Annotated in this window: 18 protein-coding genes and 1 pseudogene; 5 read left to right on the top strand and 14 right to left on the bottom strand. The window is 61.2% G+C overall.

The window, feature by feature from the left end; translation table 11 throughout:
* The 5 genes from OG393_RS29115 to OG393_RS29095 all read left to right on the top strand — a co-directional run bounded on the left by OG393_RS29115 (window position 1) and on the right by OG393_RS29095 (window position 3,645).
* Entirely contained in the window at window positions 1-1,167 is a 1,167-nt protein-coding gene (locus OG393_RS29115; protein WP_327377661.1) for a hypothetical protein, read from the top strand.
* Complete coding sequence (locus tag OG393_RS29110; protein ID WP_327377660.1) at window positions 1,168-1,737, top strand: hypothetical protein; 570 nt, start codon at window positions 1,168-1,170, stop codon at window positions 1,735-1,737.
* Window positions 1,734-2,015 carry a hypothetical protein gene (locus OG393_RS29105; protein ID WP_327377659.1) on the top strand — a complete coding sequence of 94 codons (282 nt, stop codon included), beginning with the start codon at window positions 1,734-1,736 and terminating at the stop codon, window positions 2,013-2,015. The genes OG393_RS29110 and OG393_RS29105 overlap by 4 nt, the downstream gene beginning before the upstream one ends.
* Window positions 2,016-2,093: 78 nt before the next feature.
* On the top strand, window positions 2,094-3,404 hold the full coding sequence (locus OG393_RS29100) for a LysM peptidoglycan-binding domain-containing protein (protein ID WP_327377658.1): 1,311 nt from the start codon (window positions 2,094-2,096) through the stop codon (window positions 3,402-3,404).
* Window positions 3,394-3,645: a hypothetical protein gene (locus tag OG393_RS29095; RefSeq protein WP_327377657.1), complete on the top strand. Its 252-nt coding sequence runs from the start codon at window positions 3,394-3,396 to the stop codon at window positions 3,643-3,645. The genes OG393_RS29100 and OG393_RS29095 overlap by 11 nt, the downstream gene beginning before the upstream one ends.
* A 378-nt stretch (window positions 3,646-4,023) precedes the next feature.
* On the opposite strand, the gene OG393_RS29090 is transcribed toward OG393_RS29095, so the two are convergent.
* From OG393_RS29090 to OG393_RS29025, 14 genes and pseudogenes are all read right to left on the bottom strand, one after another.
* On the bottom strand, window positions 4,024-4,767 hold the full coding sequence (locus OG393_RS29090; RefSeq protein ID WP_327377656.1) for a TIGR02391 family protein: 744 nt from the start codon (window positions 4,765-4,767) through the stop codon (window positions 4,024-4,026).
* Between the two features lie 165 nt (window positions 4,768-4,932).
* Window positions 4,933-6,399, bottom strand: coding sequence for a hypothetical protein (locus OG393_RS29085; RefSeq protein ID WP_327377655.1), 1,467 nt, complete (start codon window positions 6,397-6,399; stop codon window positions 4,933-4,935).
* A gap of 693 nt (window positions 6,400-7,092) precedes the next feature.
* A pseudogene (locus OG393_RS29080) lies at window positions 7,093-7,443 on the bottom strand (histone-like nucleoid-structuring protein Lsr2); the annotation flags it as partial.
* Between the two features lie 93 nt (window positions 7,444-7,536).
* Window positions 7,537-7,806 carry a hypothetical protein gene (locus OG393_RS29075; protein WP_327377654.1) on the bottom strand — a complete coding sequence of 90 codons (270 nt, stop codon included), beginning with the start codon at window positions 7,804-7,806 and terminating at the stop codon, window positions 7,537-7,539.
* Window positions 7,799-8,143: a hypothetical protein gene (locus tag OG393_RS29070; RefSeq protein ID WP_327377653.1), complete on the bottom strand. Its 345-nt coding sequence runs from the start codon at window positions 8,141-8,143 to the stop codon at window positions 7,799-7,801. Before OG393_RS29070 ends, OG393_RS29075 begins: the two co-directional genes overlap by 8 nt.
* The gene (locus OG393_RS29065; protein WP_327377652.1) at window positions 8,140-8,430 is read right to left on the bottom strand and encodes a hypothetical protein; all 291 of its coding nucleotides are present in this window, start codon (window positions 8,428-8,430) and stop codon (window positions 8,140-8,142) included. Before OG393_RS29065 ends, OG393_RS29070 begins: the two co-directional genes overlap by 4 nt.
* A 1-nt stretch (window position 8,431) precedes the next feature.
* Window positions 8,432-8,890 carry a hypothetical protein gene (locus OG393_RS29060; protein WP_327377651.1) on the bottom strand — a complete coding sequence of 153 codons (459 nt, stop codon included), beginning with the start codon at window positions 8,888-8,890 and terminating at the stop codon, window positions 8,432-8,434.
* A 1-nt stretch (window position 8,891) separates the two neighbouring features.
* Window positions 8,892-9,122, bottom strand: coding sequence for a hypothetical protein (locus tag OG393_RS29055; protein WP_327377650.1), 231 nt, complete (start codon window positions 9,120-9,122; stop codon window positions 8,892-8,894).
* A gap of 105 nt (window positions 9,123-9,227) precedes the next feature.
* Window positions 9,228-9,761 carry an antirestriction protein ArdA gene (locus OG393_RS29050; RefSeq protein ID WP_327377649.1) on the bottom strand — a complete coding sequence of 178 codons (534 nt, stop codon included), beginning with the start codon at window positions 9,759-9,761 and terminating at the stop codon, window positions 9,228-9,230.
* Between the two features lie 242 nt (window positions 9,762-10,003).
* Window positions 10,004-10,324, bottom strand: coding sequence for a hypothetical protein (locus OG393_RS29045; RefSeq protein ID WP_327377648.1), 321 nt, complete (start codon window positions 10,322-10,324; stop codon window positions 10,004-10,006).
* A gap of 5 nt (window positions 10,325-10,329) precedes the next feature.
* Complete coding sequence (locus OG393_RS29040; protein WP_327377647.1) at window positions 10,330-10,881, bottom strand: hypothetical protein; 552 nt, start codon at window positions 10,879-10,881, stop codon at window positions 10,330-10,332.
* Window positions 10,878-11,069, bottom strand: a complete 192-nt coding sequence (locus tag OG393_RS29035; protein WP_327377646.1) for a hypothetical protein — start codon at window positions 11,067-11,069, stop codon at window positions 10,878-10,880. Before OG393_RS29035 ends, OG393_RS29040 begins: the two co-directional genes overlap by 4 nt.
* Window positions 11,070-11,970: 901 nt before the next feature.
* Window positions 11,971-12,789 (bottom strand): hypothetical protein, encoded by an 819-nt coding sequence (locus tag OG393_RS29030; RefSeq protein WP_327377645.1) that lies wholly within the window; start codon window positions 12,787-12,789, stop codon window positions 11,971-11,973.
* 1,623 nt (window positions 12,790-14,412) lie between these two features.
* On the bottom strand, window positions 14,413-16,062 hold the full coding sequence (locus OG393_RS29025; RefSeq protein ID WP_327377644.1) for a recombinase family protein: 1,650 nt from the start codon (window positions 16,060-16,062) through the stop codon (window positions 14,413-14,415).
* Between the last annotated feature and the right edge of the window lie 67 nt (window positions 16,063-16,129).

Below are 16,129 nucleotides of genomic sequence, written 5' to 3'. Positions count from 1 at the left end.
ATGACGAAGCCGACGCTAACGCGGTGGCAGTCGCGTGAAATCCCCACCCCTGCCCTCATGCGGGAAAGGGTGACGGACCCACAGAAGTACTACGCGAACATGCCGAATTTCTCGGCACGCGGCGTCAAAATTGGAGGCGCCTTTCCGGTCGGCGTCCCGCCGAATCAGCCTCTTTACGCCGGACAGCGACGGGATGTCATATGGAATCGAACCACGCTGTCCACGAGAGGGTTCACGACCACAGACGGAATCCGATTCCGCATCCCCGAGGACGGCGTTTACCACGTGACGTTCAATGCTGCTGTCTGGGGAAACACGGTCCGGGCTGTCGGGGAGAATTTGAACGCGTACATCACGGCGGATGGCGCGAACGGCCTGGGTGCATCTGGGGATATCGGGCACACTACTTTTCAGCATCAGCACGCCGGAAGCTATACGACTATCCGCGTCAGCATTACCGAGTACTTCACCAAGGGCACGTCGATTCGCTCGCAGGTCTATCTGGACTCGGGGGCAACAGGGAGATGGGGGATCGCGTCGAGCCAGTTCGATGCCGACTTCAATGCCTTCATGTTGAGCCCAAGTGCAGGCGGCTGGAGGCAGGCGGCGGTAAAGCCTCCCAATCTCACTCCCTGGAAAGACAACGCTGCTGTCAGCGTGTCCGATATGAACCGTCAGACGTTCGACACCTTCGCCCACCTGGAGAATCGGCCGAGATTCACGGCCCGTGGCACCTCCTTCAATGTGTCAGCCGGACAGGAAAAGGTAGCCCTCCCCTGGAGCAGCATGTATGCGAATGACAGCGGGTTCACGCTGCGCCGCCTTGCAGACGGTTACGCCGACCGTACCGCTATCACTGTCCCGTACTCGGGCATGTATCTCGTCAATTTCTTCTGCTCAGCCCAGCACACAAGTGGTGTGGATACTGCTTCGTACGGCTTCCAGTTCAAGATTCACGGGAACAGCGGCAGCGCAAGAATCCTTGCACAGAACACCACAACAAGAATCAACCAAGACTGCTCCGTCGCCTTGGAGGACCTGATCTATCTGGGTGCCGGCGAGCCTCTGAATGTCCGCTTCTACGGATGGGGCACCGGAACTCGCTGGGTCAGCGGAAAAAGTGATGGCCGCATCAACACTCTGGGAGCCGTCTACATGGGAGGCTGAATGCTCACCTACTCCGCCTGGTCCTCGCGGCAACTCGTCGCGGCCTCGGACCTTAATCCCTACCTCTACGAGAATAGCAAGCAACTCGCCGCCCCCAGCGCTTTCCGTGTCAAGGGGGCCGAGTCCATAACCAGCTTCTCCAGTCGGGCACGAGTGAAATGGGACATGTGGGATTTTCAGCGCCACGGCTGGAGTTCTACTGACATGGTCAGATTTCGATGCCCTTCGACCGGAACGTACTTCGTCACGGCCAATCTGACGTTCCGGCCGCCGAGCGACATGGACGGCAAGAAGTCAGTAACCCTTTACACCCTGGCGAGCACACAGGCACCAGAGGATGACAGTTACAGCGATGCCATCAAGTCGCTAACCACGACAAAGATTATTGGCTCGTACGTCAGCGTCAACCTTTCCGGCTTGGTCCACATACCGGAAGGGTTCCACGTGTTCGCCTCCGTTACCGGCTGGGGCGGAACGTGGACTCAGGCCACGTCCTCGAACGAGAACTGGTCGATGAATTCTTTCGGTGCCATCCAGATCGCCCCTGACGCCAAGGGGTTGGGTGCGTGAATACGACGACGCTGATCCTCAACACATTCGGACTGTGCGGAATCCTCGCGACGATCGTTGGCGGCCTGGTCGTCGTTCGCGCAACCCGCGAAGCCAAGACCGCCGAGGTCTGGAAGGCGGAAGCCGAGGCACAGAAGGCCCGCGGAGACCGGCTGGAACTCGACCTGACCGAGATCAAGGACCGCCTCAAGCGGATCGAGCAGGAGAACGCCCGGCTGATCCAGATACTTACCGCGATCGACCCAGAGCGGCTGATCATTTTGCAACGCACTGAATGAACTAACTCACCGAATCCAGTTGTTGCGCAGGGCTCCCCATGAGGGCGGGCCCTTTTTTCATGCCCAAAAGGAGGCAACATGAGTCAGACTTCCAAGGTTCTGTCCATCGCCAAGGGGGAGGTCGGCTACCGCGCCGAACGCGCTCCAGGCGAACGTCCATCCGGCCACCAGAAGTACAGCGGCCAGGTACCCGGACTCGAATGGTCGAACTACCAGCCGTGGTGCGCAACGTGGGTCTCGTGGGTCGCCATGAAGGCAGGCGTCGCGAGTCTCTTCCCGCGAACCGCAAGCGTGTGGACCGCGATGCAGTGGTTCAAGCAGCGGTCGCGGTGGAGCGAGTACCCCGCGATCGGGGCCCAGGTCATCTACGGCACATCAGGCAGTACCCACACGGGCATCTGCTACGCCTACGACGAGACCTACATCTACACCTACGAGGGCAACACCTCACTGACGAACGACGCGAACGGCAACGGCGTCATGGCCCGCAAGCGCCGCCGCCGAGACGCGTACGTTCACGGCTACGGGCTGCCGCAGTACACCGAGGGCATCGTCACCGCGGACCCCTCGAAGAAGGGCAAGGCAGGCTTCAAGTACGCGGCTGCCGCAACGGCACCGGCCTCCAACTCGGGTGACTCCACGGGTACCCCCAGGAACAAGTACAAGGTGAGGAAGGGGCAGACGCTCGGCGCTATCGCCGCGCTGCTCGGCGTCTCCCTGGCGGCACTCCTGGCCGCCAACCCCGACATCAAGAACCCGAACGTGGTCTACCCGGACCAGGAGATCAACGTTCCGGACAAGCCCGTCCCGCCGGTCCGGCCGGAGAAGCCGACGCCTCCCGTTGAGAAGCCGAAGCCTCCGGCCCCTCCGACCAACAGGGGCACGTACACGGTCGCCAAGGGCGACTCACTGTCCTCGATCGCTAACCGCTTCGGGGTCAGCCTGGCACAGCTCGTGAGTTGGAACGCGGGCCTGGCCGCCAACCCCCACCTGATCTACCCCGGTCAGAAGGTGAAGGTCCAGGCCGGTAAGCACGCGGTCACGCCAACTGCGGTGAAGGAGTGGAAGCCTCGTGAGCAGTCCCGTCCTTCGAAGCCTGTTGCGCCTCCGATTCAGAAGCCCTCACGGGATGACCGTCTGGCCCGGATCGAGGAGGAGCTGCGAGAGGTCAAGGACAAGCTCCACGAGGTCTCCGGGAAGCTCGACAAGCTGACCCCGAAGCCCGACCCGAAGCCGACCGAGGAGCCGAAGCCGGACGTCGAGGCCAAGCCCGAGGAGCCGAAGTCGGACGTGCCGGCTCCCGTCCACCCCGAGGTCTCCAAGCCCACTCATGTCCCCGTTGTCCCCCAGCTCGTCATTCCGACCCAGGAGGTCACCCATGTTCCGTAAGCACGTCGTGCGCCTGCTCGGCGCCCTGGCCGCCCTCACTCCCTGGCTGGTCGTTCAGTTCCCGGACATCCCCTGGGAGGCTCTGATCCCGTTCTCCCTCGCACTGCTCGGTGGTGCAGAGGTCGCCCAGCGGGTTGAGGACCAGAAGACGGTCACGGCCCTGCACAAGACACCACCCACCGACAAGCTCGCCGAGCTGCACCTGCGACTCGCCGAGTATGAATCGACTCGAAGGGCGTAAAGTAGACCTTGTCTCCACGGAGATAGCGGCGGTCCATGCCACTGTTTCCGACGTAAGGAGAACGAGTGAGCGACACGAGTAGTACGTCATTCACTTGGTTTAATGGGCTACTAATGGTCGGTCGAATGATCATCGGCGTTGGTCGATATCTACTCGGCCGGTTCATATGGGATCGATTCATCGATCCCCTGTAGCTCGTGCATACAGAGCCCCCGACCGGCCTCGCCGGCCGAGGGCTCCATGCCTCTCGGGGCTTTTCGGGTAGCAAGGGTACTGCTCGGAAAGATGGAGAACACCGGCGCGTGCATGAATCATAGGCTCGAAAACGAAATGACCCCCGGCCATCCCGTGTAGGGATGGCCGGGGGTCATTTTCTGTTTACTCACGCGCTGCCTCAGCCCTCCGTGCCTTGGCCTTGTCCACGAGACGGAGAAGGAGGTCGGCAAGCTGGATGACCTCGGCCGCTTCCATAGGATCATCGAAGGTCACTGTGCGGTGGCTCGTCGGATTCTTGAACGCGCCGATCGATCCCGCGAAGAGCGCCGCCATGGCAGCCTGCTCACCGCCCTCGGCTCCGGCATCGGCCAGTGGTCCGCCGCCAGTCCCGTTGTTATGAGGCTTGAAGGCTGTTCGCATGAGGTTCACACCGAGCTCAGAGTGTCCGAGTCCAGCGGCATCCCGTACCGCGACCTCCACTTCCTTCATCGCCGCGAAGCAAGCAGTCTCATACTGGCCAAGCTGAAAGTTCGTCCGCACATGCCCTTCTAGGACAGTGTGCATCGGTCCTGCCAGGCGATCAGAAGCGGCAAGCCTGACCAGTGCTGCGGGGTCAGCAAGCAGCTGGCGCCCCTCCGTCGTTACCCGCCGAAAGTCACTCGTCTTGGCGCCGACCTGACTGACCAGCGCCTTCGACTCCAACCACGCCCAGGCTTCACAGACGCGGTCCACGAGCGCACCCTCATCAGGTTCACCACGGAAAGCCATCCTTGCCTCCGCCGTGATGTTCTGTGGGAGGAAGAACGAGTCCTTCGCCAACCGATCGAGCAACAACATCCCCAGTTCGGGAGTGGGGAGCAGGCGTAGGGCAGCAGCCTCTACGGGCGGAGTAGTGTTCGCAGTCACCCCGGGAAGGTATCCCGCTGACCGCCACTGACGCAGCCGGTTTCCAAAGCATATCGACCCATCGTCTTCACTCCTTCCATCGTCCATCGTTCCACTTGCTCACCAGTACAGAAAAGCGGCCCTGCACGAATCGTGCGGGCCGCCTCTGTGGCATCTGGTTTGGGCTCACAGGAGCCCGGCGAGCGGATTACTGCTCTCCCGCTTCGGAGGTTCGGCAACCTTCTTGGCTGCCCGCTTCCGCGGGGCCGTCTTCTTGGCCGACTCCGTCGCATTCCTGGCTGGCGGGCGCTTTGCAGCCCGCTTCTGCTGAGCCGGAACGACCGTCAGCTTTGGCCGCTCCTCGCCCGTGTCGTGCTCCTGGGAGACGTCGTCCTGCTGGGCCTGCTGCACGGCCGGCCGCTCGTGCTCACGCGTCGCGTCCACGAACCGAACGACCACCGGCTTCGGCCCACCCTTGGCGGAGCCCGGCCGTTTCTCCATGACTACGTCGGGCATCTTCTCGATGGCCGCTTCCATGGAGTCCGCATTGCCTCGCGTCCCCAGGGACCGCAGGATCAGGGTCCGGGTGGCCTCTCCGCCGTAGCGGGTGAGTGACTCCCGGATGATCTGCTCGACCGACTTCATCTGTCGGCCGGTGCCCTGCTGGGCCTCGTTGATCAGCTTCTCCGTGCACGCCATCGAGTACTCGATCATCGCGTGCGCCGCCTCCCACGCCTTGAGTGAGATCACGGTCTTTCGCTCGGCGGCCACCAGGAGGCAGGCGATCCGAAGCAGGTTCTCGTCCCCGCGCTCGATGAAGCAGGAGACGTTCTCGGGAAGCGATGCCATGCGGTCATCGAACTCCAGGCGGTAGGCATCGTGGCGGGCCGCTGCCTCCGGGGACAGCTCCATTTCACGGACCTTCTCCCGCGCCCAGCGGTAGGCGCGGGTGAGAGCGGGGGTCTCCTTCACTGCGTCCAGAGGTCGCTTGATGTGGGAGGGGAGGTTCTTCGACTTGTCCACGATGAAGTGCGGGATGCGGTTGAAGGCACCCCCGAGCGCGTGCTCCGGCTTCACGAGCGGAGCCCAGCGGCCCGGCTGGATGTGGACGTGGTAGCCGAGAAGCGGAGTCTCGATCCGCTGCTCCTCGCGCTTCCCGCCCTTGCCCTTGGTGGTGTTTGCGATGGGCGCCCCGTCCCATGCGTTGATGAGCTGATCGTGATAGGTGGCGTCCCGGTTCGCCCGCTTGAGGACCGATGCCCACTCGTCCTCCGAGATCATGACGCGGCCGTCCCGGCCGTCCTCGGAGGTAAGCGACTCCTGCTCGACCTCGAAGAGCGTGGTCACGAGTGCCGGCCCGGAGCTGATCCCCTTGCGACTCCTGGTTGCCAGGAAGGGCCCGATGGATGGGTCCACGATGGCGCGGGCGGTCGCCAGGGCGAAGCCCTTTCGTCCCAGCTTGGACCTGCCCACGAGCGCAGACCAGAACACTGTGGGCCGCCCGTTCGGCTGTAGCACGTGGCCATTGACGGCCGCAGACCACAGGGACAGCGTGGCGGCGTACACGCCGATCGGGTCCGCCTCGGTATGCGGCATCGCCGCCGCAACCGCCTTACCCAGGGGGCCGTACTGCATTGCCTTGAACGTGGTCACTTGTTGCTTCTCTCCCCTTATGCCGCAACACTCGCGACTGAACCGAACAGGTCTTCGAAATAGGCCGCGAACTTATCGCCGTGCTCCTGGCACAGGTCATAGCGTGCCGAGCCTATAGCAAGCTCGACAACTCCAGTCCGCTCTTTGCCCGTTACTGAACAGGCATCACATACAACAGCCTCAATGACTTTTCTCGCCATCTGTCCTCCTGTGACCGATAGATCATGGCTACAGGGCCGCCCTAACGGACGGCCCCGACCAAAAGCCATCGGTGCGCTATGCGTTCGCCTTCTGCGCGTGGACGCGGTAGGCATACCGACCGAACGGTGTCACCTTCGAATCGCTATCAATGAACTCGAAGTTCAGGAGACGGGCCCCGGACGTACCAAGCCCCTTCACCTTTCCGTTCTTGACCGGGATGTCTCCCGTGAGCTGTCCAAGAACCTTGAGGTTGAAGGGGGTCAGCGCGTCGATCCGCTCCATGAGCGTCATCTCTGCGATGCGGTGCGTCCGCTCGCATCCGGAGCCTTCACGCTTCGCCCAGTTCTTCTCCCGTCCGGCCGGGACGGGAAGCTCCTCGTAGTGCTTCGCCGCCTCCTCTTCGCTCGCGATGACGGGCCCGACACCTTTCACGGCCTCGACCGCCTTCTGCTCCTCCGTCACTTCAACGCGGGTCGAGGAGCGCCCGGCTGTGGCGGCGCGGTACGCCTGCTGGATGTGCTCCGGGATGCGGCCACGATCGTTCAGCTCGTACCCGTGCTCCTTCGCCCAGGCCCGGACCGTCTTCGCGTTCAGGGCGTCACCACCGCGGACCGAAGGACGGGCCTCGGGACGGCCGGCCTGGGTCTGCCCTTGGCCCGTTCGGCGTGCGGCTTCCTTGTAGGGGGCGAGGAGTTCGCGGAGCTGGTCCGCGTTCGCGTCGGTCAGGTCGATCTCGTACAGCGCCCCGTCGATCCCGAAGTCAACCGTTCGGATCTCGCGCGGGTCAGTGGACTCCGTGCCGTCGAGGTCGTCAATGTAGGTCGTGACCTGCTTCTTAGCCATGCGTGTATCCCTCTATCCGTCTGATCGTGTTTCGATCAGCCATGACAAAGGGCCCGGCCGAAGCCGGGCCCTCATCAAAGCCACCGAATCCGGTTAGCCGTAGTTCTCCTCGTGCATCGCCGTCTCAGCAAGGTTGAGACGTTCCGTTACCTGGTTCACGAGAATCGTGGGGAAGTCCAACACCCCATGCGCTTCTTCCCCCCCGCAGCTAAAGAAGGTGGGCGTGTCGCTTCCGGCGAACGTGAAGTGCGCCGCCCCGTCCTCGTCCGCCCAGACATCCAGGTACATGGGGACGGTCATCTCCAAGAAGAAGTCACACTCTTCGACAGGGCAGGGATAACGGGACAGGTCGATATCACTCATGCGTCTTTCCTTCTGTGGGATTGGGGTGTTCGGCATCAGGACCCGGACAGCGTCGGACCGTGCACCAGTGCAGGCCGGCGAAGGTGGCACCGCCCCAGGCGATCAGGGCGGCAGCAGCGAGCCCACGTGCGAGGCCGTTGAACGCCTTCGCCGTCTCGCCTCGCTTCGGGGACCGGAACTGCAACACGTCCCCTTGGGAACCGATGACCGAGGCGGACTCCACCGCGATCCGTTGCAGCTCCTCCGGTGAGCGGGAACCGAGCTGCATCATGTGAAGCGGCACCGCCACCCGCAGCGACTCGACCAGGCTCACGTTTTCGGCTGCGGCCTCCTTCATTGGGGCTTGCCTGCCTTGACCCACTCGTGGTGCCACTTCTCCGGGTCCAGTGAACGGCCGGCCTCCTCGCTGGCCTTCGCCCAAGCCGCGTGGCTCTCCGGGTAGTACACCCGCCAGTCGTCCACGTACCGCATGGCCCAGCCGAGAGCATCGAGCCGTTCCAACAGGTCCGCCTCGACCAGGGACGCGCGACCGTGCGCGTCGTAGACCCACTTCTTCGAGCCGGGCGCGGACGCCCGCCAGCAGTCGGCCGCGTTGCGGATCACGGTCTGTTCAGTCGGTCGCATGTCAACGCTTCCCAATCTCGATCGGCTCCGCCGCAAAGAACTTCACGTAAAGCGCCTTGAGTTCACGGCGACGCTCCCGCCTCTGTGGACGGTTGAGGTCCCCAGGCAGTACCGCGACCACACGGTCGAGCAACAGGTGCAGCGTCCGCCTCCGAATGTGGACCGCGCATCGCTCGCACGCATCCCACGGATCGGAGAACACATTCGTGTAGGGGCCCTGAATCATGACGATTGCCTTGACCGTCTCGAAGGCGGTCACCGTGCGGCCGGAAGAGCAGAAGTCACAGATGGAAGCCAGCCGTTGTGGGTCCACGGGGACAGGGGCCGCGTCGTGGTCCCACGTGACTCCCTCCCAATCCGGGTGACGGTAGGAGACATCCCCGAAGGTGAGGCCCCTGTATCCGTTGAGAGGGACACAGCACACGTCACACATTCGCTGTTCCGGGATGAGGAAATCCATCTCAAGCCACCTCGTCCAGGATCAGGGTGGTGCGCGAGTCCAGGAAGGCGGACACCGCTTCCTTCACCAGCATTTCTGCCACTGCGGTCGGGCAGTGGTATCCGTTCGCGGACGTGCCGCACATCTCCCAGACCCGCTCCATGTGGGTCATACGCCCCTCGTGTGTCGGCTCATGCGCCGCCTCTTCCGCTTCCCAACGCACCGCCGCGCGGTCTGAGTTGTACGCCTTCATGCGTCCCACTTCTCGGTTCCTTCTTGGTGTTGGAGTGAGCCCTTAGAGACTCGAAACCAGGGGCTCACATTCCAACTTGAGCCCCTGATGTCCAGCCGCTAAAGATCAGTAGTCACGTACGAAGTGCCAAGTACCGGCACCCTCATACAGAGCCGTCTCACCGCAGATAAGCCGTTCCTCCGCCTCGCTGATTGCGATGGCCCGCATGTGGCTGCGGTACTGCTTCGGGAGTTCATCCCAGAAGTGGTCTTCCTCTGCGAGGATGTACGCGGCGTACGCGTTCTCCTCCGGCCCGGCCTCCTCTTCAACCTTGCCGATGTAGCGGTCTTGGCAGGTCTCGTAGAGGTCTTCCGCGTCCACCTCCCCGTGGAAGTGCCGTACCACCACGGCCGGGAAGTCGTCCAGCGCGAGCGCGATCAGGTGGAGTTCTTCAAGCGACTCGTACTCCCCAAGCTGGATGCCGCCGAAGTCTTCGTAGTCGTGGATTGCAAACTCTTCCGCCCCCGGTATCGGGGAGGCTTTCAACATGAGCTCGATCTCATGACCGATCGAATCAGGGTCCTGTGTCGCATCGATCCACTCACCGTGAAGGATGCCGTGGTTGTACGAGGCGAGACAGGCGGCATAGATCTGACGCATGGTTTTTTATCCCTTGTACTTGCGGATGCGATCCAGCGGGATCACGTCCGGGTGTGAGAGCGGGTGGAAGATGGGACGGTTCTGCTCTACGTCGTACCGGCCACGGATAACGAGATGCGTGATGTTGTCGCGCTTCATCTTTCCGTCATTGCCGTATACGCAGCCGATCACTTGCCCAGTGAGACTGTGGCCGTGAATGGTCTTAAACGTGACCCACATGTTTATCTGAACGGCGGCGGGGCTTACCATCCCGACCACCACGAGCGAACCTCTTCCGGGTCCTCGTCGTAACACTCCTGGATGACCTCATCCAAGGTGTAGTGCGGGTTCTCCAGAAGGGTCATGGCGGCGTTTACAACCATGTTCATCAGGTCCGCATCCCGCTCACTCCCGGCGAGTTCATCAGCCACCAGGTCCACACCGTTGTTGACCGCGTTAGATATGTCCTCGCGAGTCCAGACGTAGACCGGTTCGTGAACCTCGCCGCTAAGCGCCGCCGCACGCTCGCCCATCTTCACCACGTCGGAGCGGATCGCGCGGGTGATCTCTTGAATCATCGTCATTGGGGTTACTCTCCGTCTCGCACCAGGGGCGCGTGTCCATGGAGAACCGCTACGCTCCCCAGATAATCGGCCGCTTCCTTGAAGGTCTCTTCTGCACGCTCCCGAGCGGCATCACTTGCGTCGGATGCATTCGGGGCCCACACGTGAAACGTCACGGGATCGTCTTGGCCGTACTCGCTGCGAACGTCGTCAGCGCCGTGATCGAAGAAGTCCGATTCCCAATCCATGACGACTGTGTAAGGCCGGTCACTCCCCCGGCCGGCCTGGGCCTGGGTCTGGAACTCACCTAGGAGCGACCGCAGGAACTCGCGATGGTCCGGGCCGACGCCCTTTAGGCGCCACTGACACTCATGCCACTTGATCCGGGCGATAGCGTCGCGGAGCACCTTGGACGCAGCCGATTCATCCACAGGTACCGGGCATTCGTGCCGCTCGTTCTCGCAGTGACCGCAGTACACATCGCCTTCCGGGCCCACGTCGTAGTCGGACGGATAGGCCCCGAGGTCCATTCCGCAGTCCGAGCACTCAACCATTCCGCACGGATTGAGCCGCATCATTTACCACCCTTTAGAGTCACGCTGTCCACGAGCGAGTCATAGACGCTGTGCAGATACTTGACCTCTTCCGAGGCGGGAACGGTGCTCCAGAACTCGCCCGCCCTGCCCTGCGCCATTTCCTCGTTCTCTGCTTCGACCTCAAAGCGGTAGGTGGCCGACTGGTAGACCTCAATCTCGTATGTCTGCATATTCAGCGGCCCTCAATCCAGGTACCGTGACCGTCCATGCGCGACGCGCCGGTAAGGAATCCATCGGCCGCACCGTATCCCTTAAAGGGCACCCAGATTCCCACATGGTCACCCTTCACGTATTCGATCGTCCCTCGGTAGTTTCCAGCCGACCGACCCGTATACCGACAGTGGGGCAACTTGATACGGACCCGCTTACCCGTAGTCAGTTCGTTTCGGTCCATCTGGTCAAGGTGGACGGTTTCCATTCCCCTACCTTTCATTCACACTCTCGCCTGTCTGAGAGTCCATAGCCGCATCCGCATGTCACATTCCAACATGCGGACCCGACTAAAGACCCTCAGCCCTCGACTGCCTCACACCCCGGGGCGCAGCGGTAACAGACCATCTCTTCCACTCCGCCGATACCCACGGGCGTCAGATCTTCTTCTGGGCAGTCCGCAGCACACACGGCACACGGCTCGTGGAAAACTTCACTATCCATCGATCTCACACTCCAACTTTCGAGGGTGCCTGAATTCTGCTCAGTTCTCGATCTTTCGCACTCGGTACACATGGTGAGGGTCGGCCATATCAGAGTCCCCGTGAGCCTCACAGTATGAAGTGGACAGCCAGCGGCGTATCCCGTAGCGCTCCATATCAATCCATCGCGTCGCGGGTTCCTCGCACCCGAGGACGTAGCAACCTATGCGACCACCATAGAGCACCTTTGTGTGCTCCACCATTCCTTTACTTACACCCTTACCCATTGCTCTCCTCTTCCTTACACGTGAGGCACACGGTCACGTGCCATTCCCACACTTCACGCGATTTGACCGGACAGTGACCCTCCACGTCGCATGTCATCTTTTCCTTGAGTCGCGCACCGGCCAGACAATCCTTCATGTCACATTCCAACCTTTCAGCCTGCGAGGGTTAGGGAGACGTGAGGCCAGATCTCCGGATAGCAAGTGTCGCAAGAGCGCTGAATCGTCCGCACGTCGGCCATAGTGGCGTAGGTCCCCGTGTGCTTAAGCGTATCCACGTAGCTTGCTACGCAGGTGCATTCGCCCTCCTCCTCTCGCTCCGTGCAGTCGCGGCACATTGCACCTTCAGTCTCAGTCTTCAACCAGGTGTCGCAGTCCTGGCACTGGAGATATCCGAGGGCTTCCATTGCGTCGTCAACGTCACAGGATGAGCAGTTAGAGCAGTGCGGGACTTCCGGCATTTTGTTAATCACGTCGCCAGCCTCCACACCTTCGGGCAGGGTGTACTGATCCTCGATCATCTTGCACGCATCATCCCACTCCAATTCAGAATGCCGGTCGTCGTCCAGGATCGACCACCCGGCCAGGCAATCGGAGATCTGACGGGCAATTCTCAGCCCTCGAATGTCGCCCGCATCAAATGCGATCATGCCTCGCCATTCCCAGTGCTCGACCCCAGCCGCTTCAAAGGCAGCGTGCGCCACTTCCGCATTCACGCGGTTCGTGCGTTCGGTGCAGTCGCAGCCGTAGTAGCCACGCGAATCCCAGTCAGACAGGGGCGCCCCGTCGGCGTCTTCGATCAGACCGAATCCCTTGGCCACCGTGAGGCTTTCCGCGCTTCCGCGCATGTCCCACATGCCGTACGTTCCGAATTCCCCGCCACCATAGGTGTGCGGTGAGCGCTCCGCATATTCACGAGCAAAGCGGCTGATACGGAAGCCCTTACGGGGCGAGTCCTCCGCAATACGTTCCACCCTTGTTCCCCTTTCAGTAGTTCTGAGTGCCTTACTGTCACTCACCCCCACACATCCACTCTCAGACGCTTAGAGACGCACTGTGGGCCGTTGCTCGTGGCTTTGTCCCGGTACGCTGGACACGTCGTGTCGATTGGGTGTGTGAGAGTCAATCTCAGTAGTGCATTGATCTATCCATGTCGGGGCGATCACATCCCGCTATCCGCTCACGTAGCGCGCCGTTCATAGCGGGATTCACTCCGCTCCGGTACGCGCTCACTCCCTGGTTATTCGCTTCGCCAGGTGTGGCCTATGTGATGTTCCTAGTCGGTTTCCCTGTAAGCCCTAGAGGCTCTTACACAGGGACCTGTTCCTAGTACCTAGGTTGTGGTCCGTACTTCCTTTGGGAGTCGCTCTAAGCGCTCCTGTCGCGTCCCTGATGCCGGATTCAGATTCAGGCCCCGTATCCGCATCCCCGCTTAGCGGGTGGGTTTCGGTTGGCCTTTCCGGTCGGTGTCTCGCTGACAGGAAGAACACTGTCACATTCCAACTTGAGTGTCTACGTCATGCACGCGTCAAAGATATGTATTGCCATTTGTATCAACACGCATAGAGCCCTTGAATATCAAGGGAGACGCACGCGAAACCATGCAACACATCAAATGTCAATAGGGAATTACATGATCAGCGTCACACCAATGGGCCCTAAAATACACACCCGCCCCGACATGTCTATGTGGACACCCTACAATATCCAGCCGCACTCCATGGTGGACATCTACAGAATGCGCACCCTGAGAACCTGTGCCCTATTAGTGATGCAATACACACCTCCCTTGACCGCTAGCACATTCCCGAGCGTGCTATATGTGTCATTGAAATGTGATTCCTGTCACTACATATCGACACGCTCATTCCGTAACGCTCCGCATAGGCATGGATACCCAGCGATTACAGTTAGTTCATTCACTCTCAGTGAATATCGGGCGCTAGCTGGAATGGCGTTAGAGATATTGCGCATTAACCACCACATAGTGAATGAACTAACTCGCACACACGCACACGCATATGCATACGGGGGTAATACCTGTGCATTCATTCAAAGGACCCACCAGGGGTGCCTTCCTTCGATCGTGTACGGGTATGAACTAACTGACGGGCCCCTGAGTGCCCGCCGGCACCTACCCACCCAAAACCTCTCCCCGGACTCTCTTGTGGCCCTGGATGGCCCTGCACAGCGCTTAGGGGGCGAATTTTCGCCCTTTACCGGCTCCGCAGGCTCGAATCAACTGCCAGTTGATGTGATACGGGTCTCTTTCGTGAGGGCTAGTGTCCAGTCGGCAGGCTAAAGACGCCGACATTTCTTTTGAGGGGGGTTACATGCCTTCATGAGCGAGGTCTCAACCAACAGAAAGACCCCCTCACCGACCGAGGCCGACGAAGGGGTCCTTGGTCCTGGCCGTGTACTGCGGGCCGTCCAGGACAAGCTGACCTTACCCCACCCAGGAGGGCATCATCGGACCGGTTTGAGCGCCGGCCCGCCCCCTCGTGGGGGCGGGGGATGAAGCAACAGTCATGAATGAATGAACTAACCGCAGTACAGTCCACGCTACAAAATAGGCGATCCAGCGAGTTCGCACCCGGTCAGCCCTTGAGTGAACTGACCGTCACGTGCTCTCGGAGTCGATCCAGCATGTCGTCCGGGAAGTCGAGCAGAAGGCGCGGAGGGTCGCTCTGCTTAGGCGTGGGCCAGGCCAGGACCTTCACTCCGCACTTCCGGAGCAGGTCGCCGCGCTCCTTCCAGCTCATCTCAGCCCAGGCTTCCGCGTAGGTCTTCCCCATTGACTGCCATTCATGGTGAGGCTTCACCATTTCTGCCGTTTCGACCTTTTTCAACCTTTCCATGAGGTTCTTCTTCCGGCTCAAGTAATCTTGCCTTCCCCCCTCATAGTCGTAGAGCTCCATGTCCCACTCCTCGGATAGTTCCTTGAGGGCGGTTTCGTACCGGTCCTTCTCGGCTGCCACATCGTTTCCAGGCACGAAGACCTTCACCTGAGCGTCTTCGGCTCCGACTTCGTTCAGGAAGTACTTCTCCACGAGGGCTTTCAGTTCATGACCGTTCATGTTCTTGGCATCCTCGTGGCACTTGGCCCCAGGAGTGTTGTTCGTGGAGCACCGGAAGTAGTTGTAGTGCTGGGTCTTGCCGTTCCGGGTCCTGCTTGAGTTCGATTCGTAGAGGACAGCAAGGCAGTTCATGCAGTAGGCGACCTCTCGGAGGTCTGTCGCGTTCTTGGTGACGGTCCCTTGGGCCTTGTTCCGGGTCTTGAAGCGCCGAAGCATGGCTTCGAAGTCAGGCTTGGACATCAGAGCCTGCGCTCGGATCACGGGAAGGCCGTCCTTGCCTCGGATCGGCTTCCCGTCCTTCCAAGACTCGCCTGTGAGGACGCGGTTCGTAAGGATGACGTGCACGGTGGACTGATTCCAGCGCCCGGGGTCGCGCTGTGCCGCCTCTTCGGGGGTGATCTCGCCCTTGGCTATCAGTTGATTGCGCCTCCGCCACTCACTCGGGCTCACGATCCGGTTCTCGTTGAGGTGGGCAGTGATGTCCTTCATCGAGTGGTCTTCGGAGAGGTTGATCATCGTCTGTACGTGGCGGATCGTGTCGTCCTCGAAGACGAGGAACCAGCCCTCGTCGTGTACGGGGCTCGGTACAGCCTTGTAGCCGTAGGGGACGACGCCGCCCTTCCATCGGCCGAGTTGCCGCATCTTCTCCGCGGCCCCTTGGTTGCGCTCCTGAATGGCCTCCCACTCCCAGGAGGCGACCATGGCCATCATCTCGGCCATCTGACGGCCGGCCTTAGTCGTGGTGTTCACGCCGTCGGAGGTGATGATGGCCTTGCCGTACTTCTTCATCCATTCCATGAGGGTGTGGAAGTGGAGGGCGCGGCGGGTGATCCGGTCCATCTTCCAGGCCACGAGGGCATCCCACTGCCCCATGCAGGGCTCGTCGGGGGTGTGCCAGCACTCGGAGGTCTCGCAGGCCGGTTCGAGAGCGCGGAACCAGCGCCCGAGCTTCGGCCGGTGCTGCGGGTACACCCGGCCGGAGACATCAAGGTCGTCACAGACGTGGACGAGGGTGCCCAGGACCATCTTCACGATGCCGTCGATGGACTCGTGCTGCCGCTCGGGGCTCGTGCTCGTCTCAGTCTCACGGGACAGCCGAACTTCGCCCAGGAGCCGGAGCGTGTCCGACTTGGGGCGTGCAGGAAGTTGGAGTGTGAGACTTTTGTTCATGGATGCAGGTTGGAGTGTGACACTCTGGTCTGTCAACTCGACTCCTCGTTCCACCTACTCTGACCTC

Origin of the sequence: Streptomyces sp. NBC_01216 (genome assembly GCF_035994945.1) — a bacterium.
In the GTDB taxonomy this organism is placed as follows: domain Bacteria; phylum Actinomycetota; class Actinomycetes; order Streptomycetales; family Streptomycetaceae; genus Streptomyces.
The sequence above is the reverse complement of the archived record's forward strand: the minus strand, read 5'-3'. Positions and strand labels throughout refer to the sequence as shown.